This is a genomic window from Thermoflexus sp. (assembly GCF_042408815.1).
Classification (GTDB): domain Bacteria; phylum Chloroflexota; class Anaerolineae; order Thermoflexales; family Thermoflexaceae; genus Thermoflexus.
Genome location: NZ_JBHOQR010000032.1, coordinates 29,218 through 52,836, shown reverse-complemented (window position 1 = coordinate 52,836; position 23,619 = coordinate 29,218). Strand labels below are relative to the sequence as shown.

The 23,619-nt window shown below is 65.3% G+C and carries 20 protein-coding genes; 7 read left to right on the top strand and 13 right to left on the bottom strand.

Annotation, left to right across the window (positions count from 1 at the left end; genetic code table 11):
* Window positions 1-129 precede the first annotated feature (129 nt).
* The 9 genes from ACFMO3_RS11050 to ACFMO3_RS11010 all read right to left on the bottom strand — a co-directional run bounded on the left by ACFMO3_RS11050 (window position 130) and on the right by ACFMO3_RS11010 (window position 12,431).
* Window positions 130-2,964 (bottom strand): alpha-mannosidase, encoded by a 2,835-nt coding sequence (locus ACFMO3_RS11050; RefSeq protein ID WP_376790464.1) that lies wholly within the window; start codon window positions 2,962-2,964, stop codon window positions 130-132.
* A gap of 26 nt (window positions 2,965-2,990) precedes the next feature.
* A complete protein-coding gene (locus ACFMO3_RS11045; RefSeq protein WP_376790463.1) occupies window positions 2,991-4,424 on the bottom strand; it encodes a CehA/McbA family metallohydrolase in 1,434 nt (477 codons plus the stop codon).
* Between the two features lie 36 nt (window positions 4,425-4,460).
* Window positions 4,461-5,546, bottom strand: coding sequence for an ABC transporter ATP-binding protein (locus ACFMO3_RS11040; RefSeq protein WP_376790462.1), 1,086 nt, complete (start codon window positions 5,544-5,546; stop codon window positions 4,461-4,463).
* A 107-nt stretch (window positions 5,547-5,653) separates the two neighbouring features.
* Entirely contained in the window at window positions 5,654-6,481 is an 828-nt protein-coding gene (locus ACFMO3_RS11035; protein ID WP_376790461.1) for a carbohydrate ABC transporter permease, read from the bottom strand.
* Window positions 6,478-7,386 carry a carbohydrate ABC transporter permease gene (locus ACFMO3_RS11030; RefSeq protein ID WP_376790460.1) on the bottom strand — a complete coding sequence of 303 codons (909 nt, stop codon included), beginning with the start codon at window positions 7,384-7,386 and terminating at the stop codon, window positions 6,478-6,480. The genes ACFMO3_RS11035 and ACFMO3_RS11030 overlap by 4 nt, the downstream gene beginning before the upstream one ends.
* Window positions 7,387-7,484: 98 nt before the next feature.
* Complete coding sequence (locus ACFMO3_RS11025) at window positions 7,485-8,933, bottom strand: extracellular solute-binding protein (protein WP_376790459.1); 1,449 nt, start codon at window positions 8,931-8,933, stop codon at window positions 7,485-7,487.
* Window positions 8,934-8,973: 40 nt separating this feature from the next.
* A complete protein-coding gene (locus ACFMO3_RS11020; RefSeq protein WP_376790458.1) occupies window positions 8,974-9,987 on the bottom strand; it encodes a LacI family DNA-binding transcriptional regulator in 1,014 nt (337 codons plus the stop codon).
* Window positions 9,988-10,199: 212 nt separating this feature from the next.
* A complete protein-coding gene (locus ACFMO3_RS11015) occupies window positions 10,200-11,882 on the bottom strand; it encodes a hypothetical protein (protein WP_376790457.1) in 1,683 nt (560 codons plus the stop codon).
* A gap of 135 nt (window positions 11,883-12,017) precedes the next feature.
* Window positions 12,018-12,431, bottom strand: coding sequence for a hypothetical protein (locus ACFMO3_RS11010; RefSeq protein ID WP_376790456.1), 414 nt, complete (start codon window positions 12,429-12,431; stop codon window positions 12,018-12,020).
* A 504-nt stretch (window positions 12,432-12,935) separates the two neighbouring features.
* Here ACFMO3_RS11010 and ACFMO3_RS11005 point away from each other — a divergent pair.
* From ACFMO3_RS11005 to ACFMO3_RS10975, 7 genes are all read left to right on the top strand, one after another.
* Window positions 12,936-13,229 carry a gamma-butyrobetaine hydroxylase-like domain-containing protein gene (locus tag ACFMO3_RS11005; RefSeq protein WP_376790455.1) on the top strand — a complete coding sequence of 98 codons (294 nt, stop codon included), beginning with the start codon at window positions 12,936-12,938 and terminating at the stop codon, window positions 13,227-13,229.
* Between the two features lie 53 nt (window positions 13,230-13,282).
* On the top strand, window positions 13,283-14,218 hold the full coding sequence (fmt, locus tag ACFMO3_RS11000) for a methionyl-tRNA formyltransferase (RefSeq protein ID WP_376790454.1): 936 nt from the start codon (window positions 13,283-13,285) through the stop codon (window positions 14,216-14,218).
* 1 nt (window position 14,219) lies between these two features.
* Window positions 14,220-14,972: a hypothetical protein gene (locus ACFMO3_RS10995; protein ID WP_376790453.1), complete on the top strand. Its 753-nt coding sequence runs from the start codon at window positions 14,220-14,222 to the stop codon at window positions 14,970-14,972.
* A gap of 409 nt (window positions 14,973-15,381) precedes the next feature.
* On the top strand, window positions 15,382-16,266 hold the full coding sequence (gene panB / locus ACFMO3_RS10990; protein WP_376790452.1) for a 3-methyl-2-oxobutanoate hydroxymethyltransferase: 885 nt from the start codon (window positions 15,382-15,384) through the stop codon (window positions 16,264-16,266).
* Window positions 16,263-17,228, top strand: coding sequence for a ketopantoate reductase family protein (locus tag ACFMO3_RS10985; RefSeq protein ID WP_376790451.1), 966 nt, complete (start codon window positions 16,263-16,265; stop codon window positions 17,226-17,228). Before panB ends, ACFMO3_RS10985 begins: the two co-directional genes overlap by 4 nt.
* A 103-nt stretch (window positions 17,229-17,331) precedes the next feature.
* Complete coding sequence (gene panC, locus ACFMO3_RS10980) at window positions 17,332-18,168, top strand: pantoate--beta-alanine ligase (RefSeq protein WP_376790450.1); 837 nt, start codon at window positions 17,332-17,334, stop codon at window positions 18,166-18,168.
* A 225-nt stretch (window positions 18,169-18,393) separates the two neighbouring features.
* Window positions 18,394-19,167 carry a type III pantothenate kinase gene (locus ACFMO3_RS10975; protein WP_376790449.1) on the top strand — a complete coding sequence of 258 codons (774 nt, stop codon included), beginning with the start codon at window positions 18,394-18,396 and terminating at the stop codon, window positions 19,165-19,167.
* A 49-nt stretch (window positions 19,168-19,216) separates the two neighbouring features.
* On the opposite strand, the gene ACFMO3_RS10970 is transcribed toward ACFMO3_RS10975, so the two are convergent.
* The 4 genes from ACFMO3_RS10970 to ACFMO3_RS10955 all read right to left on the bottom strand — a co-directional run bounded on the left by ACFMO3_RS10970 (window position 19,217) and on the right by ACFMO3_RS10955 (window position 23,593).
* Window positions 19,217-19,684, bottom strand: a complete 468-nt coding sequence (locus ACFMO3_RS10970) for a hypothetical protein (protein ID WP_376790448.1) — start codon at window positions 19,682-19,684, stop codon at window positions 19,217-19,219.
* A 204-nt stretch (window positions 19,685-19,888) separates the two neighbouring features.
* The gene (locus tag ACFMO3_RS10965; protein WP_376790447.1) at window positions 19,889-20,980 is read right to left on the bottom strand and encodes a hypothetical protein; all 1,092 of its coding nucleotides are present in this window, start codon (window positions 20,978-20,980) and stop codon (window positions 19,889-19,891) included.
* 152 nt (window positions 20,981-21,132) lie between these two features.
* Window positions 21,133-22,884 carry a glutamate mutase L gene (locus tag ACFMO3_RS10960; protein ID WP_376790446.1) on the bottom strand — a complete coding sequence of 584 codons (1,752 nt, stop codon included), beginning with the start codon at window positions 22,882-22,884 and terminating at the stop codon, window positions 21,133-21,135.
* Between the two features lie 88 nt (window positions 22,885-22,972).
* The gene (locus tag ACFMO3_RS10955; protein WP_376790445.1) at window positions 22,973-23,593 is read right to left on the bottom strand and encodes a hypothetical protein; all 621 of its coding nucleotides are present in this window, start codon (window positions 23,591-23,593) and stop codon (window positions 22,973-22,975) included.
* Between the last annotated feature and the right edge of the window lie 26 nt (window positions 23,594-23,619).

The following is a 23,619-nucleotide window of genomic DNA, read 5'->3' as shown; positions in this document are numbered from 1 at the left end:
GCTCCTTCCAGTGGCATCACCACCGGAAGTTTCATCGGCCATAAAACTCGGGACTTGCACGGTTGGCTGGATCTGGAACAACGGGATAGCCCCGCACCCCAAGCGGCGCGAGGGGAACAATCCCCTGGGCTACACAACGAAGCGCACGGTGAGGATCTCCTTCGGCCGCACCGAAACCCGGAGGTGGGAGCCATCCGGCCGGAGCGGTTCCCACGGAGTTTCCATCAAATCGGCCCGCCAGGCTTCCCGGATCGAACGCCAAAGGGTGAAGCGGACCTCCAAGGGCTGCTCCGAGGCATTGTAGCCACGCACGATCAATCCCTCTCCCTCCTCGGGGGCCTTCACGGCCGTCAGGATGAAGGCCGCAGGTTCCACCTGAATGAAGGGCCGTTCCCGGAGCTGGCCGGGCCCGGCCACCGCCATGGGGGGCGCCAGGAACCGCTGAGCCTCTCGAATGGCCTCCCAGCGATCCAGGAAGGGAATCAGGCTGTAACGGAAGGTCCATCGCCCGATCATCTGCGCGGAGGGCGTGGGCAGCGGCGGCCCGGCATGCCCCCGCCGGGAGCGCAGATCCCCCCGCGACAGCCAGCCCACACACCGCAACAGGGTGAGGACCAGCTCCACCTGCCCTTCGGAATCCTTCCGCGCCTCGATCTCCGGAAGGCCCTGGTTCGCCACCAGGAATCCTCCCGATGCCTCCTCCACGAAGGCGAAGGACTGCTGGGGCGCGGTGGGAACCGGCTGCTCCACCCAGGTCTCATCCGGCGCGATGGCCAGGCCCACCGGGCGAACCACGCCGTCGAAGGCACTGTCCGTGACCCAAACCTCCGACCGGATCCCGGTAGGAAAGGCGACACGCAGCCGATGATGGGTGGCCATGTTCTCGACGGTCGTCTCCAGATCCACCCGGGGAACTCCCGGCCGGAGCCAGGCCCGCAGGCTAACCGGCATGGAGATCCTTTCCCCGGACCGCCCCCTCCGATCTGGACGCAGACCGGCCGGGATCTCATACCGCAGCTTCACCTCCAGACACTGCCCCAGCGGCCCTTCCTCCCACGCCTGGGCCCATGGCGGCTCCGCTGGCCGGTCCACCCGTTGATCCTCCACCAGTGGCTCGTAGTTATAAACGTCCCCCGCATCCCCTTCATCCTCCAGCCGATTCAGGCCGGACCAGCGCCGGCCGCTCCTCCGATCCTCCAGATCGAACGTCCCATCCTCCGGATGGACGGCCAGCCGGAAGAACTCGTTTTCGATGAACGGCTCCTCCCGCGCCTGTCGCGGGATCCGCCGCGGCTCGCCTGGCACGATCTGTATCCGATAGGGCTGGAAGCCCACCCCGGGAAACCGCGGGGCCTCGAAGACCCAGCGGGAAGATCCCCCCATGACCGCCGATACCGTCCACGGCGCGGAGATCCCCGGCTGTGTTTCCCGGAGCCGACGGCTGACCTCAAAAACCGCGGAGACCATGGAGTGATCCATATCCGCGGAAGCATCCGCCCACTCCGCCCAAATCCGCCGTCCCGGTAGATCCACCCACACGCGCTTCGCGGCATATCGGCCGACATGGATCCAGAGCAGCCGGTTCAGGAACTCTGGCCACTTCTCGGGGTTCACCACCCACTCGTCGTGATCGCCCGGTTCCCGCTCCAGCTCAAACAGAGGAACCTCCTTCCCCTCTTCGGTAAGAAGGCGATAGGTTAATCCCGATGGGAGCACGGGGAGCACCACCTCCACAGGACCCCGCGCGGAGCCGGGGATGGGATTGTAAACCAGGAGGGTCTGGTCCATCGAGGCCGGATCCGAAGCCAGCCACCCCGGTGGGGGCTCCACCTGCGCCGGCTGGAGAAGGCGACGGATCGCCTCTTGACTAACGAGGCGGGCGATCTGTTCCGCGTGATCGAAGCGCGGCTTCATGTCTTCACAGGCCTCATCCACACCGGTCCCACAAATCGAATCGTGGAAATGGTTCTGGAGGAGAAGCCGCCATGCCTCAAGGAGAAAGGGGCGCCGATCCAGGCCGCAGATCCCATAAGCGAAGGCCAGCAGCGGCTCCGCATAGCGCTCCAACCAGACCTGAACCATCGCGTTGCGCTGCTTGATCCACATCCGGGTGGAAAGAACCCCGGGGAGGATCGGATGGCGCTTGCTGGAACGCAGTTCTCCCCGCACCACCGGAAGGCCCTCTGCCTTCTCCCCCAGGGCTGACCGCACCGCGTTGATGTAATCCTCCAGGGAGGCATGGCGCAGACGAAGGTCCGGGAGGTGCGCCTGGGCCGCGAGGAGCCAGCGGCTCAGTTGGGGATGCGGGAAGAGGTGATCGGTTCCGTTCATGAGCAAAATCTGAGGAACGGGGGTATACGGCATCAGGGAGAGGGCCTGAATCTTCAGATAGACAGCAAGGGCCTCCGCATCCTCGGGGATCCAAGCGGCGTTCCCATAACCGTCCCGGAGATACACCGTAAAAACGCGGGTGCCATCGGGGGCTTCCCACCACAGCAGCGTCGGTTGATCGTCGAGGCCCCGCTGCAAGACCGCCGTCCCGATCCCGAACCCCCGTAGGATCTGCGGCAACTGCCCCACATGTCCGAACGGATCCGGCGTATAGCCGACGGCCATCCATCCCCCGAGGCGGCGGGCCATCCGGATCCCGATCATCAGGTTGCGGATGAGGGACTCGCCGCTCACTAGAAACTCGTCCGGCAGGATATACCACGGCCCGATCCATAGCCGGCCCGCCTCTACCGCCTTCCGGATCCGGGGCTCCAGGTCCGGACGGATGGCCAGCACATCCTCCAGAAGCACCGACTGGCCGTCGAGCAGAAACCCCGCGAACGCCGGATCACGTTCAATGATCCCCAGGACCTGCTCCAGCAGGTCCACCAGACGGTAGCGGAAAGCCTGGAAGGGACGATACCACTCGCGATCCCAGTGGGTGTGAGTGACGATGAAGACTTCAGGGTCCATAAACGCCTCCGATGGGTAGAGCCTTCTCACCTCTCTTCCTCAAACCAACCCACCGGTCCCCAGATGGGATTGGTCATCGCCACCATCGGCAGATCGTCCGGCGTCTCCGCCTCAAAATGCCGAACCCCCCGCAGCTCCGCCCGCACATAGCCATGCGGCCTTAGGTCCAGCTCCGTCGTCCACTCAAACGGCGAGCGGTCGATGGCGAGGAAGGCCTGCTCACCGAGCCGGGAGAGCAGCCGCAGATGCAGGCCCTTTCCCTCCCGCACCACGCAACGGATCCGGAGGGGGCCGGGCGGCGCCTCGTCGCCCACCATCCAGCGGCGATCTCCCTGCTCCGCTGTGAGCTCCAGCCATGGCGCATCCACATCGGCGGTGATCACCACCCGGCCGAGACGGATGGCATCGAGGATCGCCGGAATCGTCCGTGCCGCCGCGTAGACCCATGTGGTGGGATGGCCGACCTGATAGAAGGGCGTCCCCTCACTGGGCCGGTCCTGATGCTTATCGCTGCCGCCCACGGCCGTCACCCGGCGACCGGCTCGCAACAACCGATCCCAGAACGCCAGGGATTCCTGGTTCCGCAATGGCCACGGCCCCTGCCACGCCTCTACCGCATCCACCGGGAGATCCGGGGGATATTCCCATGGCGGCCCATCCGTCTTGGGATGGTTGATGGAAACCAGCGCCCCCATGGCGTGGGCGGCTTCGATCACCGCCCGCAGTTGTTCCGCGGTCCGGCATCGGAAATCCAGCCAGCGGGAGATCCCCCACGCGTTCATGTGGCCGTAATAGGTGGTCACCTCCTCCCCCGGGATCAGGAGGAGATCCGGCCGGCTCCAGGCTTGAAGATACGGAAGATGACTAACCGTGTTATGTTCCGTCACCGCCAGGAAATCCAGGCCGCGCCGGCGAGCCGACTCGATCAGATCCTCCAGGGAACCCGGGGCATCGCTGTGGTGGCTGTGGCTCTGAAGATCCCCCCGCAACCATCCGGCTTCCTCAGCGCTGGCCGACGCCGCTGGGGAGATCCATCCACCGAGATGCGGCGGAGGGGGATGGGGCAGCTCGCCTTCCTCCTCAGCGGCCTCCACGATTACACGACAGGCGCACCCCTGCGGCGCGATCCGGTAAAGCCCCAGGATCACATACCAGCGGCCCGGAAAGAGCGGCCCGGGCAGGTAGCCCGGCGTGGCGGAGCGGGGGGTCAGGATGGCCTCGCTGCGCGCGCTTCCGCTCCATCCCCGGAAGCCCTCCGCCCGAAGGAAATCCGCCCCCCGCGGATCGAACAGGCCCATGTCGATCACATTCGGGCTGTCCGGCCGGCCCTGGCCCTCGAAGACATAGCGGACCTCCAGGCGGGCGACCCCGGGCGGAACCTCAAAGGGGAGCAGCACATAATCCGAGGCCGCCTTATCGGCCGGCGTGAACTGGCCCTCCCAGCACAGCAACGTCCTCATCGGCGCTTCCCTCGCGGCTGAGTATGCCGTCGACCCTCACAACGCGAGCTCCCCGCTCTCCCGGAAAAAGAGGGCCCGGGCTATGGGCACATGCACCCATACCTGCTCCTGCATCACCGGCGGTTCCTCCGTAGCCAGGCGCATGGCGATCCGCTGGGCATCTGTCTGGACCGTGACCAGCGTTTCCACCCCCAGGGGCTCCACGGCGTAAACCCGGGCGGCGAGATGGGTCGGCCCGGGCCCTTCCGCCAGGGAGAGATGTTCGGGCCGAACGCCCAGCCAGAGCGTCTCCCCATTCCGGAAAGCCTCCCGCACGGCCTCCGCCCGCTCCCCCAGGGCGAGCACCTGCCCATCCTCCAGGATCAGCGCTGCCTCCGCCTGTTGGAAGCGGCAGCGGAGCAGATTCATCGGCGGGCTGCCGATGAAGGTCGCCACGAAGGTGTTGCGAGGCCGCCGGTAGATCTCGATCGGCGTTCCCACCTGCAACAGGCGCCCTCGATCCATCACCCCGATCCGATCGGCCAGCGCCATCGCTTCCGCCTGATCGTGGGTCACGTAGATCGTGGTGATGCCCAGGGACTTCTGGAGATGCTTGAGGAAGCTCCGCGCTTCGAGACGGAGCTTGGCATCCAGGTTGCTCAGCGGCTCATCGAAGAGGAAGGCCTGCGGCGGATAGACCAGGGCCCGGGCGACGGCGGCCCGCTGCTGCTGCCCGCCCGACAATTGCCCCGGCCGCCGATCCAGGAGGTCCGCGATCTGCAGCACCTCCGCCACCTCCCGGACCCGACGGTGGATTTCGGACCGGGCGTAACGGCGCACTTTGAGGGGGTAACCGATGTTCTCCAGGATCGTCATGTGCGGGTAAAGGGCGTAATCCTGAAAAACCATCGCGATATCCCGGGCCTGCGGAGGGAGATCCGTCACATCCCGCTCGCCGATAAAGATCCGCCCGCGGGTGGGACGTTCCAGACCCGCCACCATGCGCAGTGTGGTGGTCTTCCCGCACCCGGAAGGCCCCAGCAAGGCGAAGAACTCCCCATCCTCGATCGTCAGCGTCAGATCGTCCACCGCCACCACCGTCCCGAAAACCTTCGTCACGCCTTCCAGCCGGATCCGCGCCATCGCAGGTCTTGCCTCCTCCGAAGGGTACGCTCGGCGCCTCCGCCATTCGATGCTGCCGATTCATTTTGCCATAGGAGAGCGGGCAGTGGTTCCATTCCATCGGCTCCTCACCGTTTGATCCCGCCAAAGAACCGGAACCCGTAGCGGGCGTTCACAAAGAGATACAGGCCCAGCACCGGCAGTGCGTAAAGCAGCGCGTAGGCCGAGGTGAGGGTGAGGATGGGCGTGCCGGCCTCGGTGTAGAACGAATAAATCGCGATCGCCGCGGGCATGCGCTCCGGGGTCCGCAACAGCACAAAGGGGATGAGGAAGGCTCCCCATACCTGCACGAAAGCCCAGATGCCCACCACCATCATCCCCGGCCGCAGCAGCGGCATCACCACATCCCGCACCATCTGCCACGGTGTCGCTCCGCACACCATCGCCGATTCTTCATAAGAACGCGGCAGGCCCTCCACGAAGTCCCGCAGGATGAAAATGGCCGTGGGCAACAGCCCCCCCGTGAACGCCAGGATCACCCCTACATAGGTGTCCACCAGCCCCAGGGCGTTGGCCAAAAGAAAGATGGGGACCATGGCCGCCGTTCCGGTGACCACGGAGGAGAACAGGATCAGCCCGTAGGTCAGCAGATCATAATAGGGCACCTCCGCGCGGGAGAGGGCGTAAGCGGCCAGGGTCGCGGCGAGGGTGACGGTAAGCATGGTTCCCCCGGCAAGGAGCATGCTGTTGAGCAGCGCACGCATCGCGAAGGCGTTGGCGAAGACGGCTTGGAAGTTCGCCAGGGTGAACGGACGAGGCAGCTCCACGGCCAGCGTCCCCCGGGCGTTGAAGGGAGCCAGCAGCAGCCAGAGCATGGGCAGGGCGAAGAAAGCCCCCACCAGCGCGGCGAACAGCGAAAACCCGATGCGCGATAGCAGACTGCGGACCGTCTTCATCGGGCGCGGGCCTCCCGGCGCAGAGTGGAAAGGTAGACCAGGGCGAGGGCCAGGTTGATCATCATCATCACCACCGCCACGGCCGCCCCCCGGCCGAACTCGAAATACCGGAAGGCGATGCGGAAGGTGTAGATCGAAACCACCTCCGAGCGGAACGTCGGGCCGCCGGCGGTGATCAGATAGGGCGTAAATGTATTGAACGTCCAGAGGGTGATCAGCACCAGATCCGTGAGGATGTGGCTGCGGATGGAAGGCAGGATGATGTCCCGAAAGGCCTGCCATGGGCGGGCGCCCGCCACAGCCGCTGCCTCCAGGTAGGAAGGGGGCAACGTGGCCAGCGCCGAAGAAAACAGCAGCATCGAGAAGGCCGTCCCCCGCCATGTGTTGAACAGGATGATCGAAAGCAACGGCCGCTCGATCAGCCAGTCGACCCGCCCTAGGCCCAGCGCCGATAGGATGGCATTCAGCGTCCCCTGATCCCGATCCAGATAGGCGACCCACATGAAGGCCACCACCACATCGGGGATGATCCAGGCAAGGATCGCCAGGGTATACACCAGCTCCCGCAACAGCCCCCGCCGGCGATAGAAGGCCCAGGCGATGGCCAGCCCCAGCCCCGCCTGGCCGATCAGAGCGGAGCCAATGACGAAGAGCACACTGTTGCGCAGGGCATTGCCGAAATAACCCCGGACCATCCAGTTCTCGAAATCGAAGAGGGCCTGGAAATTCGCCAGGCCGACGAACTGGGGCCGCAGCGCGGCCTCGCCGGTCAGGGTCTGGTTGGTCAGGCTGATCCAGAGCACCCAGAAGGAAGGGAATACGAGGAAAACCGCCACAAAGAACATGGCGGGAAGCAGGAACAGCACCCCAACCGACAGCGAGAGGATCGGACGGCGCTGGGTCACCCGTCACCTCTATCCGGGAAATCCGGCGAAAGGGAAGCGGGGCGCCTGGGGCGCCCCGCTCCAGACAGCCCTCTCGGCCCCGCGCGAATTGGATATCCTCACCGCGGCATGAGATCCAACACGTTGTCCGGGCCCACCAGGTCGGTCACCTCACGGGCGTAAGCGTCCATCGCCCGCTCGGGAGTCATCTCGCCGGAGACCACGCGCTCGGTGGCCAGCTGCGCCGCCTGGGAGACCTTCGGGTAGACCGGGAGCATGGGGCGCACCGTGGTCAGCGGCAGCAGCTTCACCAGCTCCGTCATCACCGGGTCGCCCGTCACCGGCACGTCGTCCCGGGCCCGGATCCGCGGCTCGATCTTCTGGAACTCCATCAGCATCTCCTTGCTGAACATAAACGAGAGGAAGGCCCAGGCCTCCTTCGGATGCTGGGTGTTGGGGTTGAGGATATAGCCAGTGCCGCCGGAGATGGTCACGAAGTCCTGCCCCCGGTAACCCTGGCCGGGCTCCTTCGCGGGGATCTTCGCCCAGCCCACCACCTCATCCCGGTTGGGGATCGCCCATTCGGACTGGGCAGCCGGGTTGAGCACCGAGCGCCAGAACCAATCGCCCTCCCACAGCATGGCGATCTTGCCATCCCGGAACAGGGCAAAGGACTGATTGCGACCCTCCTTGATCAGCTGGAGGCGCTGGTCGCCCAGCTTCTCATCGAGGTAAACTCGCTTGTAGAAGTTCAGGGCGTCCAGCATCGCCGGGCTGCGCACGATCCACTTGTTTTTGTCCCAATCGTAGATGAAGGAGCCGGCGGAGAGCAGCACAGGGTAAAAGCCCTGCATGGTGGTCGCCTCGCCCATCGCGGTGCCGGCGTTGACCTGCATGGGGGTCACGCCGGGGAGGGCCTTCTGGATCTGCCGGGCGGCCGCGAAGATATCCTCCCAGGAGGTCGGCTGCCAGTTCTCCGGCAGGCCAGCCTGCTTGAAGAGATCCTTGCGATACCAGATCACCCGGACGTCGGTGCCGGTGGGGATGCCGTAGCGCTTGCCTTGATGCATCAACAGGGCCTGCACCGTCTGCGGGATATGGGACCAGCCCTCCCACTCGTTGACCTCCGGGCCGACGATCTCATCCAGCGGCTTGATCAGGCCGCCAGCGACGAACTCTGCCGTCCAGAAGCCGTCGAAAGCCATCACATCGTGCCCCTTGCCGGCCTTGAGGTCCAGAGCATATTGCGCCTTCAGTTCCTCATCGCTGCCCCCGAACTCCACCAGCCGGACCTTCACCGGGGTCCCTTTGGCGGCCATCTGTTGCTCGAAAGCGGGGATAACGGTTTCAGTGAGCCACTTCACGGTATTGGCGTTCACCCCGCCCTTGACACAGCGGCAGGTGATGGAGATCTCCACCGGGGCCGGCGTGGGGGAAGGCGCAGGGGTGGGGCTGGGAGCCGGCGTGGGCGGCGGGGCGGTGGTGGGCGTGGCCGCCGGCGCACACGCGGCCACCAGGAGGACCACCACAGCCATCCATGACAGGGCGGAACCGATCGCGCGTTTCATGGCCACCTCCTTCGCACAGAGTTTCTCGCCATTTTTGGATTCAGGGCCCCGCTTCACGCGGCGGCCCGCACGACTCCCGTTCGATCAGCGTCCCCTGCAGCAGGATATGCTTCGGAGAGGGACGGCCCTCCAGGATCTCCAGCAGCATCTCTGCAGCCAGCCGGCCCAGCTGCCGCCGGGGCTGGGCTACGGTGCTCAGCATCGGGGTCACATAAGTTCCTTCCTCCAGCCCATCGAAGCCGATGATGGAGAGATCGTGGGGAACCCGCAGGCCAGCGCGGAGGGCGGCCTTCAGCGCGCCGATGGCTGTAAGGTCGTTGTAGCAAAACACCGCCGTGGGCCGGGGATCGGTCTCCAACAGTCGGCGCATGGCCACCTCACCGCCCTCCACCCGACCGTCCCCCTTCACCACCCACTCCGGGCGAAGGGGCAGCCCTGCCTCCCGCAGCGCCTGCCGGTAGCCGCGGTAGCGATCCTGGTTGCTGCGCCCACCCCGACGGCTGCCCATATAGGCGATGGCCCGATGGCCCAGGCCGATCAGATAACGGACAGCCAGATATCCGCCGTGCACGTTATCCGTGGCCACCGAATAGACATACGGCCCCGTCTGGTGGCTGTTGATCAACACAATGGGGATCTGCAGGGCTTCCAGCATGGGGAGGTAACGGCTGCCGAGGCGGGAGGCGGCCACAATGATGCCGTCCACCTGTTTGGCGGCCAGGAGCTCCACGATAGCGCGCTCCTTCTCCGGATCCTCGTGGGACAGGCTGAGAAGGATCCCATAGCCACGGGCCTGGGCGACCATCTCGATGCCCTGGACCACCTCCGTGTGGAAGGGGTCACTGAGGCGGGTGACCACCACGCCCAGCGTCTGGGTGCGGCGACCCTGGAGGGCCCGGGCCACCGGATTGGGCCGATACCCCAGGGCCTCAGCGATGGCCCGAATCCGCGCCCGGGTCTCCGGCCGGATCTCCTCGCTATCCCGCAACGCCCGGGAGACCGTCGTGTGACTCACCCCCGCCGCCCGGGCGATATCCTTAATCGTCACACGCATGGGGATGCACACGTGTGCGGAAATTTACCCGATTATATGGCAATCGTGTTCACCTGTCAAGAGCGTCCCTTTCTTCGCTCAAGCGATCGGAGATCCGAGAGGGGTTTTGCTGCGCGCTCTGGCCTCCGGGGATCTTCACGACGACAACGGCGGCGTAAGCCGGTGCCATCGCCCAGGAGATCGGCCTGCGGCAGAAGCCCGTGCGGGGCGGGTCACATGCGATCCTGAAGACGGGAGCGGGCGTTCTGGCGGAGGGCCCATCCGATCACCAGGGCAAGCCATCCCAGGCCGAGAGCCGGCGACATCTCTTCCTCGCCCCGCCCCACGCGGATGCGCGCGAGGGCCACCGGGCCAGCCTCCACGGTCACCCGGGCGGCGTGCACCCCGACCGTTAGGGGAAGCTCCACCGACCAGCTCCCGGCATTCAGGGCGAAGAAACGAGGGGGGCCGCCGTCGATCTCCACCCGCAGGCGGCCCCCCGCCGGGCTGGTCCCCTCCAGACGCAACCGGCCCCCATAGAATGTCCACATGACCCGGGCTCCCGGAAGGCCCCGACGAACCCCTTCCCCGCTCTCAGCCCATGGGCCTTCCCAGCGCAGCGCCCAGTGGGCCGCGGTGTGCGCCCCCGGATCCATCCGTGGAGGCTGGCGGAGATAGGCCTTCAGCGCCTCATAAGCCGGAAGAGGGGTAAAGTCCGGCTCCACGATGCTGAAATAGTAGAACGATTGATTTCGCTCCCGATCGGAGGCCCGCTTGAAAAACCACACGTTGGCCACCGCCACCCACGGCCACTCCCGCCGGATCCGTTCGAAGGCTTCGACCAGGTAGCGCGCCTTCTGCTCCTCCGTTACCTGGCCGAAGCGCTTGTCTCCCACCTCGTCCGGCACCGCGTTCCAGCCCATCTCCGCAATGTAGATCGGCTTGCGGGCGTCCCCATGGCGCACCATGACATCCCGGATGTAGAGGGCTCGGTTGATGTTGATCACGTAGGGCCGGAGACGGCGATCCGTGGGGCCGGACCAGAGGCCATATCCCTGGACGGAGAGGGCATCGAAGCAGGCTCCCGCCCCCGCCCGATACATCCGCTCCAGGAAAACGACATCATTGATCCCGTTGGGCGGATAAGGGTTCAGGGAGAGGGTAGGCGCCAGCGCCCCCGCGATGACCACGATGTGCGGATCCACCGCCTTCAGCCGTCGATAGGTCCGACAGAGCAAATCGGTATACGCTTCCGGATCCACGGCGCATGTCGGGCAGGATCCCCACTCCGGGGCGATATTGGGCTCGTTCCAGATCTGATAGTGGAACACCCGCCCGCGATAGCGCCGAGCCACCGCCTCGGCGAAATCGGCGAAATCCTCAGGGTTGTCTGGAGGGGCGAAAGCGCCCCGGGCTTCCCCATCGCGGCGCGACCAAGCCGGCGGGCTGGTGAGCCGCACGATCAGGCGCAGGCCATAGCGCCCCGCCAAATCCACAATGTGATCGTATTTCTCCCAGGCCGACCGATAGGGGATATGCCGGCGGTCCTCGAAATCCCCCTTCCCATGGATCTCAATGTCCGCCCACGGGAACTCCTGGCGGATCCAGCGGAAGCCGGCCTCGGCGATCATGCGTACCGTCCGCTCCCGCTTCTCAGGCTCCGCCTCCTGCTCCAGGAAGGTGTTCACCCCGAACGGGGGATCATCCGTGTCGGCGATGGGCCCCTCGGAGGCCAGCTGCGGCGCCGGACGCAGGGGGTTCGTGAGGTAATGGAGAACCCCGCGAAGACGGGCCAGCGGGTTTTCCTCTCCAGTCACCCCATAGGCCCAGGACATGCCCGCCGAGAAAGCCCATGGGGCTCCCGAGGGAATGAAGAGCAGAAGGATCCAGGGGATGACCCACCGACGTCGATGCATCCGGGGATTCCCTCCAGCAGGAACGAGCGGCGCGTCGGCAGGAACCGCTAGGACTTCCGTTCTGGAAAGCCGAATCGCCTCTCTCTAAGAGGAACCCGGGGAGAGGCCCTTAGGAGGAGGCGAAAGGCATAGCTCCTATCGCTTCCTGGAGGTTCCGGATGATGGGACATCCTTCGAGGAGGCCTTGGCCCGAGCTTTTCGAGAAAGCACCTTCCGCCGGGTGGAGAGAGGCGTTCCCTGGTTCAGATAGGCCTCGATCTCCTCCCGGGCCTCCTCGAAACGGTGAATTAATTGCTCATCGGTGCCCTTGAAACCGGCCACCGCGCGCTGGGAGCACGCGGCGCAACCGAGGGAAGCCCGATAGCTGTCCATATCACAGGTCAGACATCCCGCCAGCCGGATCACCGTTAAGGACAACGCCAGGGTATCCGGGTGATCCTCCGGCAACCGGGCCACCCGGCGCACCAGCGCCTTCCAGGCCTTCCCCCGGGCCTCCGCCAGCAAAGGGATACAGCGCGGTGGGAATAGGATCTCACTTTCGGGATACATCCAGGCCTCCCAGGATGACGGATGCCTTCCGGATAGGGGCCACCCAGATCCTCAAGACCAACGATCCCGCTTCTCCTGCCTACCGCCCCACGGCCACAGGAGATGAGACTACGTTTATATTTTACTGCAGCGATCCCTTGCGATGACAACCCACATCCATTCATAAAACTAAATTAATTGTCGTGAAAAACCGGGAATTATCAACCTTATTATTTAGTGAATAATGCGATTACCAGGGGTTCCGATTTTTATTAAAAGGAAGAAGAAGAATATTTATCTTCCGAAAACAGCATGGAAGTGGGTGGATAGGATCCATGGCGGAGGCAGGCCGGGCCATTCCGAAGGCTCCTCCGTCACGATCCACCTTCCAGGTCAGCGGGCTTCTTTGTTCCCGCTATTTCCCTGTCCCCTCATAGGGAAGAGAAAAGGAAAAAGAGGCTATAATTCCAAACAGCAATCTTTCAGGGCCCATTGACGCCTTCGGCTGCCCGGTGGAAAGACGCCATGCCCGCTCGTGTTCGGATCGATTCGGAAACCCGCACGGTGATCGTGGAGTGGCCGGATGGCTTCCGGCGAACGTTCTCCTGGTCCCGATGGCGGGCCGCCCGTCCCTGCGCCCTGTGCCGTGCGGAGGCCCAGCAGGCTCAGGGGGATCCCCTGAGCCTGCGTCCCCGACCGGATGATACGCTGGTGGATTTCACCTACGTGGGAAATTACGCGGTGCGCTTCTTCTGGGGGGATGGCCATTCCTCCGGCCTGTATACCTGGCGCTACCTGCGCGATCTGGATTCAGAGTAGACCTGTGGCCCCCGGGGTCACGGGAAGAAGATGGAAAGGAGCTTGCTCCCCCGATGGCCCGTCTGGTCCTAATGGGATCTCCCGCCTTCGCCTTGCCGACCTTCCAGGCCCTGGCGGAGGAGCACGAGATCGCCGCGGTCTTCACGCAGCCGGATAAGCCGGCTGGCCGCGGCTTACGGCCCACTCCGTCTCCGGTGAAGATCTGGGCGGAAGCTCAAGGGTTGCCGGTGTTCCAGCCCCGCTCCCTCCGCCGGGATCCGGAAGCGGTGGCCCGGCTGCGGGATCTCCGGCCGGATGGGATCATCGTGGTGGCTTATGGCCTGATCCTGCCTCCGGAGGTCCTGCAGCTCCCCCCCTATGGATGTCTGAACCTCCACGCCTCCCTGCTCCCCCGTTATCGAGGTCCGGCGCCGATCCAGGCCGCCATCCTGAATGGCGATCCCGAGACGGGGGTGACCGTGATGTTGATGAACGAGGAAGTCGATGCCGGGCCGATCTTAGCGATGGAGCGGGAACCGATTTATCCCGAAGATACGGCGGAAACGCTGGGGGAACGTCTGGCCCAGCGCGGGGCCCGGCTGATGCGCGAGACCCTCCGCCGCTGGCTGGCCGGGGAGATCATCCCCCAGCCCCAGGATCCCTCCCAGGCCACCTACTGCCCACGGATCACCAAGGCCGACGGCGAGATCGACTGGCGACGGCCCGCCGTGGAGATCGAGCGGCGGATCCGTGCCTTTACGCCATGGCCTGGAACATATACTTTTTGGAAAGGGCGTTTGCTGAAAATCGGCCGCGCCCGGGTTCACCCCGATCTCCAGGCCCCGCCGGGGCGGGTGATACCGGTCGATCGGGGAGCCGCGGTGGGCACGGGGGAAGGTGCCCTGATGCTCCTGGAAGTCCAGCTGGAAGGCAAGCGAATGATGCCCATCGAGGCCTTCCTGAACGGGCACCCAGATTTCCTGGGGGCTACGCTGGGCCGGGAGGCATAGCATGGATCCGGCGGCCGCTCTCGAGATCACCCTGGTCTTCCTGATCACCAGCATCCTGCTTTATATAGTCCAGCGGGCGCTGCATCGCCATCTCCAGATCGCGCTCCACCGCCTTACGGGCCATCCCGATGCAGCGGTGATGCTTTACTGGGCCCTCCTGTTCCCGGGGGTTTTCCTCCACGAGCTGAGCCACTGGCTCGCCGCCATGCTCCTGGGCGTCCGCCGCTATCGCTTCGCGATGTGGCCTCAGCGATCCGGCGGGCAGATCCGCCTGGGCGCTGTGCAGCTGGCCGAAGTCGATCCCCTGCGGATGAGCCTGATCGGCGCCGCGCCCCTGGCCGCAGGGCTGATGATCATCGCTCTGGTTGGCGGCCGCTGGCCGGACGCTTCCGCTTCCGGTATCGCGTTGTGGGGCGCCGCATGGCAGGTGCTGCAATCGCTCCCGCAGCGGGAATGGGGATGGGTCGGGTTCTATCTGATTTTCGCGGTGGGCAATGCCATGTGGCCCAGCCCTTCGGATCGGGTGGCATGGCCGGCGCTCGGGATCGCCGGAAGTCTCCTCGCCCTCCTTTTCCTGCTCGGCGGCCCGATCTCGCTCCACCAGGCCCTTATGGCGCTGGTGATGGAAAGCCTCGCCCGGCTGATCCCCCTGCTCACCGCTGTGCTCCTGGTGAACCTCCCTATCCTAGCGGGACTGATCGGGCTCAACATGCTGCTCCCCATGACCCACGGGAAGCCGAATGCTGCCCGGTAATGCCCCGGGCTCTTCCCTTGTGAAAGATCCGAAGGGCTCTAACTCCCCACGGGTGTAGCATGGGGCATAGCCAGGCAACGGCACACGTGATATACTGAAAATGCCACCGACCCGGAATGGGCGGTGAGCCGGTGGGAGGGCATCCGTTTCATGATTCTCCTGCAACCGCCTGGATTGCCATGGGGCGACCGGGACGGTGCGGTCAGGGATCCGCTCCCGACTTCCCCTTTATCCCCGCTCGCTACATCCGCGGGTTCTCCCCCGCCCCGGGAAGCCAGCGCAACCATCCCGTGGCCATCCACGGCGTTCGACCCGCTTCGGGGAAGCCGCGGAAGGCTCTCCCCTTTATGGCTTTCCTCTTTAGTGCACCTGCATCCCCAGGACCTGCCCAAACCCTCAGGAGGGGACCATGGCCCGCAAAAAGGTGACTATCCACACTCTTCAAGCCCGGAAAGCAGCTCGCGAGCCCATCACGATGATTACCGCGTATGATTATCCGACCGCCCTCGCCGTGGATCAGGCGGGCGTCGATGTGATCCTGGTGGGGGACTCTCTGGGCATGGTCGTTCTCGGTTACCCCAACACGCTTCCGGTGACGATGGAAGAAATGCTCCATCACGCGAAAGCCGTCGCCCGGGCGAACCCTTCCGCGCTGCTGGTGGGAGATCTCCCTTTCATGGCCTACCAGGCAGATATCGCGGAGGCCATCCGGAACGCCGGCCGGTTTCTAAAGGAGGCCGGCATGGATGCCGTCAAGCTGGAGGGGGGGCAGGAGGTGGTTCCCACCGTCGAGGCCATCGTGCGAGCGGGGATCCCCGTGATGGGTCATATCGGCCTTACCCCCCAATCTCTGCACAAGCTGGGCGGCTACCGCCTCCAGGGGCGCACGGCCGCCGATGCCCGACGCTTGCTGGAGGACGCCCTGGCCCTCGAAGCCGCCGGTTGCTTCGCCATCGTCTTGGAGATGGTCCCCGAGCCGGTGGCCGCCGCCATCACCCAGCGCCTGCGGATTCCCACCATCGGCATCGGGGCGGGGGCCGGCTGCGATGGGCAGGTGCTGGTCCTCCACGATCTCTTGGGCCTTTTCGACCGCTTCACGCCGCGGTTCGTGAAGAAGTATGCCGACCTCCATAGCGAGATCGTGCGCGCGGTTCAGGCCTACTGCGAGGACGTGCGCGGCCGTCGTTTCCCTGCCCCGGAGCATACCTTTTCTATGGATCCAGAGGAGCTAGCAGCCTTCCAGGCGATGCTAGAGGCCTTCCCGGCCCCTACACCGATGGAGGGATCTCGATGATGCGGATCGCTCTGCTGGGCACCGGGGCTATGGGGACCCTCTTTGGGGTTCGCCTGGCCCCCATCGCGGAGGTCTGGATGCTGGGCACATGGGTGGAGGCCCTGCAGGCCGCGCGGAGGCATGGCCTGCGCCTCACAACCCCTCAGGGGGAAGAGACCGCCCCCGTGGCCCTCGCTGCCGATCCCATGGAAGTGCCCCCATGCGATCTCGCTCTCATCCTGGTGAAAACCTATCAAACCGAACGGGCAGCCCGGTGGGCGGAGCAGGTGCTCCGCCCCGATGGCGTCGCCTTGACGCTTCAGAACGGCCTGGGGCCCTATGAGATCCTTCGCGAGCGCCTGGGTGCTGCTAGGGTCTTCCAGGGAGTCACCACCATGGGGGCGACGCTCCTGGCCCCCGGCCACGCCCGGCTGGGGGGCGAGGGCCCGATCTGGCTGGGCGCCGCCTCTCCGAACCGGCAGCAGATCCAGAAGATCATCGATCTCCTGAAGCGAGCGGGGTTCCAGGTGGAGGTCCAGGAGAACCTGCAGGGGGTGATCTGGGGAAAACTGGTGGCCAACACGGCCATCAACCCCATTACGGCCCTCTTTGACGTTCCGAACGGGGCCCTGCTCACGCGTCCGGATCTCTGGCGCCTAGCCCGTGGGGTCGCTCGGGAGACCGCGGGGGTCGCCCGGGCCCAGGGGATCCCCCTACCCTTCGAGGATCCGGAGGGCTTTGTCGCGGAGGTCTGCCGGCAGACAGCGGAGAATTCTTCCTCCATGCGTCAGGATCTCCGTCGAGGGCGCCCGACGGAGATCGACGCGCTGAACGGCGCGGTGGCCGCCGTTGGGCGGCGAATCGGGGTCCCGACCCCGCTGAACGAGGCGCTCTGGCGCAGGGTCAAAGCGGCAGAGGAACGGCGGGGTATAGCCATGCGACCCGCAGAGCTGGAACAGGGGCCGCCACCCGCCATCGCCTAAGGATAGATCGAAGGGGTCTGAAAGGCCACGGAGGGTAAAGAATACAGCGCCTTCGACCCCTCACCCGGCTCCTTCAACAACCATAATCGCGGGGAGGTTGACCATGCAAGTGGTTCGCACGGTTGCAGAAGCCCGTGCCATCCGGCGAGCTCTTCCTGGCACGTGGGGGTTCGTGCCGACGATGGGATATCTTCACGAGGGGCACCTCTCCCTGGTCCGTCGAGCCCGGGCGGAGAATGACCATGTGGCCGTCAGCATCTTCGTGAATCCCACTCAGTTCGGGCCCCACGAGGACTACAACCGCTATCCCCGCGATCTGGAGCGGGATCTTCAGCTGCTAACGCCCCTGGGGGTGGATCTCGTCTTCGCGCCCCCAGTGGAGGAAATGTATCCGCCCGGCTTCCAAACCTGGGTGGTGGTGGAGGAGGTCAGCCGGCCCTTAGAGGGCGCCGCGCGGCCCGGCCACTTCCGGGGCGTGGCCACTGTCGTCACCAAGCTCTTTAACATCCTCCAGCCGGAGCGGGCGTATTTCGGCCAGAAGGACGCCCAGCAGACTGTGGTGATCCGGCGCATGGTCCAGGATCTCAACATCCCGGTGGAGATTGTAGTTTGCCCAACGGTTCGAGAGCCAGATGGTCTGGCGATGAGCAGCCGGAACACCTATCTGGGCCCGGAGGAACGGCGGGCGGCCACGGTGCTGTTCCGAGCCCTCCAGGCCGCCAAAGCACGCTATGAGGAGGGGGAACGGGATGCGGAGCGCCTGCGGATGGTCATGCGCGAGGTGATCCAGGCTGAACCGCTGGCCCGGCTGGATTATGTGAGCGTGGCCGATCCAGAGACCCTACAGGAATTGAGCCGGGTGGAGGATCGAGCGCTTCTCTCGCTGGCGGTCTACATTGGGAAGACGCGGCTGATCGACAACATCCTCCTCCCGGAATAAGGGGAAGCCCGGGGCCGTTGCAGGACGTGTCGGATGAATTCGACCTTAAGGGCCTTCGGCCCACGGTCGGCCGGCGCCGGCCGAAAGGTTCTTCGCCTCGGCACAGGCCGAGGCAGGGCACGCCGCTTCCCACGGGGCGTGAGCGGCGACGGAAGGTCGGAGCGGAAGCATCGGGGCGAAAGCCCCTCCGCCAGGCAGAGGTCAGCTGTTCCAGGAGGAATTCGAATGCTGCTTTGTCTGGACATCGGGAACACCAACATCAAGGCCGGGGTTTTCGATGGGGGATCCCTGATCGCCCACTGGCGGTTCTCCACCCAGCGCCATCGCCTGGCCGATGAATACGCCGCCCTGTTCATGAACCTCTTCGCCCTTCATAGGATCCGGCCGCACGAAATCCGAGGCTGCGCCATCGCCTGCGTGGTGCCTCCTCTTCGAACCGTGTTCGAAGAGATGATCCGACATTACCTGGGCGTTGAACCCCTCATGGTGGGGCCCGGGATTAAAACCGGGATTCGGCTGATGGTGGAGAACCCGCGGGAAGTCGGTGCGGATCGGGTGGCGAACGCGGTGGCGACCTTTCGGTTGTATGGGGGGCCGGCGATTGCGATCGCCTTCGGGACCGCCACGGTGTTCGATGTGATCTCACGGGAAGGGGAATACCTGGGCGGGGCGATCGCCCCGGGGATCCTGGTGGCCGCGGAAGCGCTGGTCACCTCAGCCGCCCAGCTCTATCAGGTGGAACTTATCCGGCCTCCCCGGGCCATCGGCCGCAACACGATCCAGGCCATGCAATCCGGTCTGATCCTGGGGTTCGCCAGCATGGTGGAAGGGATGATCCGCCGGATTCAAGCGGAACTGGAGGAGCCCGCCCGGGTGATCGCCACCGGCGGCCTAGCGGATATCATCGCCCATGAAGTTCGGGCCATCCAGGTGGTGGATCCCCACCTCACCCTCCATGGGCTTCGATTCCTGTTCGAGCTCAACCGCCAGGGGAAATAGAAAAGCCCTCTTGGAGCAAGGGGTGGACCCCCTCCCGAAGCGCCAGGGCTCAGGATGCCCGGGGTCGCAACCGGAGCCATCGGGCCAGCCAAGCCAGCAACAACACGCCCATCGCGCCGAAGCCCCACCCCAGGTGGCTCCCCCCGGTTTGGGGCAGCCCCCCCGGCCGCGGGGTAGGGGTGGAACGGACGGGGGTGGCCGCGCTCAAGGAGGTTGGGGTAGCGGTCGGCTGGCCGGCCACGGCCACCGGTGCAGGCGGTGTGGCGGTCGGGGTAGGGGTAGGACGCGGCGTAGGCGTATATGTCGGCGGCAACGGGCTCGGCGAAGGAAGCGGTGTGCGGGTCGGCGCCCCCGCTGGCGCGGCCGGCCGCCCCCGAGCCGGGCCGCTCAGCGCCAGATACAGGCCGATCGCGAACAGGAGCGCTACGAAAAGCCCGCCCAAAACCAGCACGCCCACCAGGAACGCCCGGTTCTGACCTTCCTCGGGGGGCAGCTCCTCCAGATCGATGTCGGCCATGGGCATTGCCTCCTTGTCAGGATCCTCAACCTCGCTCTCCTTCCGCCAGACAGGGCGCGGTATGGGCCCCGCCTTTCCCCACCCCGCGGATTTCACCCAGGCGGAGGAAGCATCCTGGAGGCTCAGACCAGCCACCTCATTCGTCTCCCTCCGGGCCGGGGCGACCCACTTGATCGCTCCCCGACCCCACCCATCGATGAACCCTTAAGAGCGAAGGATTTCCATGTTATAAACCGGGATCCAGACCTTTCCCTCCCCTCCGTCCAGCTGAATCTCCGCGCACCAGCTCCGCAAACCACTATCCAGCGTCCATGGATAAGGCGAGATCCTCAATACCGTTCCTGTGCGTCCCCGATACGGCTCCCGCAACAGGCGCACCTGGACGCCGGGACGGAGATCGACCTCCCCGGCGGGCTCCAGAGGAGGTGGATTCTCCGTAGGAACCGGGATGAGGATCTCCGGGCGACCCGGCCCACCATCTGGGCCCGGCGATGGCTGCACCACGAAAGCCTCCCGCCCTTGATAGAGGGAAAAGATCCGGAAGATCCCGGGATGCATCGGAAGACGGCCGAATCCCTCGGTTAAAACGACAGGGAAAGAAAGATCGCGCACCATCGACAAAAGGGAAGTCTCCATGCTTCCGGCGATGATCCCTCGAACCTGGAGCCGCTCTGCCTGCTCCAAGGCACTGGGTTCGATCCAGGCTCCTCCCACTACGATCGCGCCTTGAGCGACCGGGTCGATCGCCCGCGCCCGCAACGGCTCCGCCCCGCTGGTGACGATCCGGATCATCCCATTGAAGTCCACTCCGCTGGACCAGAAGGCCTGGATCAAGGCGCCGGTGGTTTCGAGCACCGCGCCATAGGCGGGAAGGACCTCCACCACCTTCCCCGGGAATCCTGCCCGGAGTTCCAGGGAACGCATCCCGGCCCGGATCAAGACCTTCCCGCCTCCAGCCATGACAACCTCTCCATCCACCGGCGAGCGCACCCGCAGGGTGCGCAGGCCCAGCCAGATCCGACGCCTCGCCAGGACCTCGTGCGCTCGCACCGAAGCGCCGGGCTTCCGCTGCAAATACGCGGCGGCCCGCTGAGGCGGGACCTTCAGGGCGCGGGCGATATCCACGATCACTACCCCCGCCGGTTGCTCCGCCACGGCCAGAACAGTGGCCGCATCCACCACATCCCCGCGCTGCACCCGCACCTTCCCGGGGATCGGCAATCGACGCTCCCGACGGATTGTCGCCAGGGGTATGAACGTAACGGCCTCCGGGTAGAAACGCAGCGCTTCCATCATGGGTCATGCTCGAGAGCAGAGATGATCCCCGCGTTCCTCAGTTCGAAGCTCGCGCCATCGGTCTGAGGGAGAAGGCCAGATGTCCTTCTCCCGCAGCCCGAAAGACCACGAGAAAACGGGCCGGCCCGAGAAACCCCCAGAGGAAAACCGCATCAAAGGCCCCCGCCCAGGGCACCGATATCCCAGAGCCAACGCTGGATCTGCTCCCGGCGCGCCTCGGGATCCTCCGCCAGCTGGAGCGGACGACCCCGGCCATCCACGATGAGCCCCAGCCATCCGCCCACAATCCGGATCCGCCGGGGGGCCCGTCGAGGTCCCCAACCCAGATCCACCGGGCGCCGCATCCGGAACCGCCGCAGTTCGGTTTCCCCCACCCCTGGAATGGGGACCACCTCCAGCCGTCCCCCCCGGACCTCAATTTCATACACGGACTCAGAGCCATCCGGCCCCCGATGATGCACTTCAACGGTGAACAGCAACTCATCCAGAGCCACGGGGCCGTCCAGGGTAGGAGCCAAAACCGTGGCCAGGGGGATCCATGGCCGGCTATGAATCCCTTCCACCGCCAGCAAGGCATCCATCGCCGCCAGAGCCCCCAACGCCGGGGTAACCCCCACGGGGTCCCAAAGCAGCGTGGTGAGGCCCACCGGCTGGAGGGCGTCCAGCGCCATCAGGGCCAGCGCGCCGGGGCGAGCATGAGAAGCAAAGGCTCCCCCAGTTAGAAGAATGGGCTCGAAGGCCCAGGGGGATCGTCCCAGTTCCGGCCAGAGCGTTCGCAGCTGTTCCCAGGCTTCCGCCAGGGCCTCGCGGGCAAACGCCAGCTCCATCCACATTTCTTCGATCGTTTGAGGGATGGAGAGGGGATGCATCGCCTTCGTCCAGACGAAGGCTTCCATGGTTTCCGGACGGACCTCCTGGGGAAGCCATCGGGCGATGCGCTCATATCCCCGGCGTTGATACAAGCTTAGGATCCCCTGGCCGATTCCGCTCTCCGATTGCACGATTTGGGCCAGCAACCCGCCGTGGGCAGCCGTGACCACGGTATGATTCCCCCCCACATCCACCACCAATGTCCCTCGATCTGGGGCCTCCAGGCTCAGGTAACGGGCCACATGGCCCAGCGCTCGGGCGGTGGGCACAATCTCCCCCCGGGCCCAGCTCTGCAAAAGAGAGAGACCGGGAAGGCTCGCCAGGGCCCGCTCCACATATCGCTGATCCATCGCCTCCACCACCGGGCCGATGTGTTCCACATCGGGCTGTGGGCGCACATTCGGCAACACCCGAAGAGGAAGCTCCCGCCCGGCCAGGGCCACCGCTGCCTCCCGCAGAGCCGCGTTCCCAGCGAAGAGGATCCACGGGCGTTCCCCCTCGGGACGCAATCGGGCCGCCAGGGTTGCTGTTTCCAGGAGCGCCTGAACCGGCTGGGCTGCTCCACCATCCATCCCCCCAGCGATCACTACCAGATGGGGCTCGGCCACCATCAGAGCCTGCAGCCACTCTTCCTCCGTCTGGCGCCGCCCATCCAGGGGGACCACGGAGAGGACCCCAGCAACTTGGGTGTAGGCGCTGGCTGCTGCCCGTCGAAGGCTGGCCAGACTCCATTCTGATGAAAGGCCTCCTAAGATCACCCGGATCGGAGGGGCCGCGCTCAGGGTCAACAGACACGCATCCACCCCCGCCCCCGTGGCGAGCTCAGGGGCAATCAGGATCCCCTGCGGATCCAGGAGAGGACGACTGGAAATCGCGCTGAGATGCGCCAGCGCCCGGATCCCTCCCAGAGCCAGGTGAGGATGGGATCCACGCAGATGGGTAGGGGCACTGGCAGTGGCCACAAAGCGAAAACGATCCTCCACCCGAGCAAACAGATGCGCACGGGTCTGTGTGCTCCCCACATCGATTGTCACCAAGCTCCTCCAGCTCATCTCCACTCCATCCCAGAGCTTTGAGGACTGGGCGGAGCGTCCTGAGTGCCCTGCCCGGCCACCGAACGGCCTAACGCCACCACTGGCTCAATGTCTGAATCAGAAACTCCGCGCGACCGATCAGGAGGGAGATCCCGGTGATCAGCGCGCTGCCGAACAGCGTGCCGAGCGTGAACGCCCATATCGCGCGCCCCAGGGCCTGAACCCCTGTCCAGATGGAGCGTAGAACACGGCCTTGGACCGGGGGGCGATAGAATTGAGCCGCTAGCACCGCCAGCATAGTCGCGACCAGCCCCAGAGAGATTCCCCGTCCCGCCCCGGCCACCAGCTGAGGCCCGAGGGTCCCCCCCAACGCTCCCGCTCCTGCCACACCCAAACCGATCCCCAAGGCGATGGCCAGCCCGAGATCCCCCACCCACCCTAATCGAGGCACGCCCCCAGCCAGGATCAAAACCCCCAGTCCTGTCTCCAGAAACAGCAGCACCCGCCGCGGCGAATCGGTGAGGATCATGAGCTCCCGCCACTGGGGAATCAGGACGTTCCAGAGCATCGCGGCCATGAAATAACCCACGCTGAGCCCGACCAGCATACTGGCGGCCAGCCGGTAAATCGCCGTGTCATCGATGAGATAGCTCATGATCATCAGGGTCAGAAGCAAAGCCACGATCGTCCCCACGGATTCCATCGCCATCGCGCTTCCCCAAACACCCTTGTATG

Bases quoted from the DNA above. Each gene is read 5' to 3' on its own strand.
- ACFMO3_RS11050 (WP_376790464.1), bottom strand. From the start codon at position 2,964: ATGGACCCTGAAGTCTTCATCGTCACTCACACCCACTGGGATCGCGAG.
- ACFMO3_RS11045 (WP_376790463.1), bottom strand. From the start codon at position 4,424: ATGAGGACGTTGCTGTGCTGGGAGGGCCAGTTCACGCCGGCCGATAAG.
- ACFMO3_RS11040 (WP_376790462.1), bottom strand. From the start codon at position 5,546: ATGGCGCGGATCCGGCTGGAAGGCGTGACGAAGGTTTTCGGGACGGTG.
- ACFMO3_RS11035 (WP_376790461.1), bottom strand. From the start codon at position 6,481: ATGAAGACGGTCCGCAGTCTGCTATCGCGCATCGGGTTTTCGCTGTTC.
- ACFMO3_RS11025 (WP_376790459.1), bottom strand. From the start codon at position 8,933: ATGAAACGCGCGATCGGTTCCGCCCTGTCATGGATGGCTGTGGTGGTC.
- ACFMO3_RS11020 (WP_376790458.1), bottom strand. From the start codon at position 9,987: ATGCGTGTGACGATTAAGGATATCGCCCGGGCGGCGGGGGTGAGTCAC.
- ACFMO3_RS11015 (WP_376790457.1), bottom strand. From the start codon at position 11,882: ATGCATCGACGTCGGTGGGTCATCCCCTGGATCCTTCTGCTCTTCATT.
- ACFMO3_RS11010 (WP_376790456.1), bottom strand. From the start codon at position 12,431: ATGTATCCCGAAAGTGAGATCCTATTCCCACCGCGCTGTATCCCTTTG.
- ACFMO3_RS11005 (WP_376790455.1), top strand. From the start codon at position 12,936: ATGCCCGCTCGTGTTCGGATCGATTCGGAAACCCGCACGGTGATCGTG.
- fmt (WP_376790454.1), top strand. From the start codon at position 13,283: ATGGCCCGTCTGGTCCTAATGGGATCTCCCGCCTTCGCCTTGCCGACC.
- ACFMO3_RS10995 (WP_376790453.1), top strand. From the start codon at position 14,220: ATGGATCCGGCGGCCGCTCTCGAGATCACCCTGGTCTTCCTGATCACC.
- panB (WP_376790452.1), top strand. From the start codon at position 15,382: ATGGCCCGCAAAAAGGTGACTATCCACACTCTTCAAGCCCGGAAAGCA.
- ACFMO3_RS10985 (WP_376790451.1), top strand. From the start codon at position 16,263: ATGATGCGGATCGCTCTGCTGGGCACCGGGGCTATGGGGACCCTCTTT.
- panC (WP_376790450.1), top strand. From the start codon at position 17,332: ATGCAAGTGGTTCGCACGGTTGCAGAAGCCCGTGCCATCCGGCGAGCT.
- ACFMO3_RS10975 (WP_376790449.1), top strand. From the start codon at position 18,394: ATGCTGCTTTGTCTGGACATCGGGAACACCAACATCAAGGCCGGGGTT.
- ACFMO3_RS10970 (WP_376790448.1), bottom strand. From the start codon at position 19,684: ATGGCCGACATCGATCTGGAGGAGCTGCCCCCCGAGGAAGGTCAGAAC.
- ACFMO3_RS10965 (WP_376790447.1), bottom strand. From the start codon at position 20,980: ATGATGGAAGCGCTGCGTTTCTACCCGGAGGCCGTTACGTTCATACCC.
- ACFMO3_RS10955 (WP_376790445.1), bottom strand. From the start codon at position 23,593: ATGGCGATGGAATCCGTGGGGACGATCGTGGCTTTGCTTCTGACCCTG.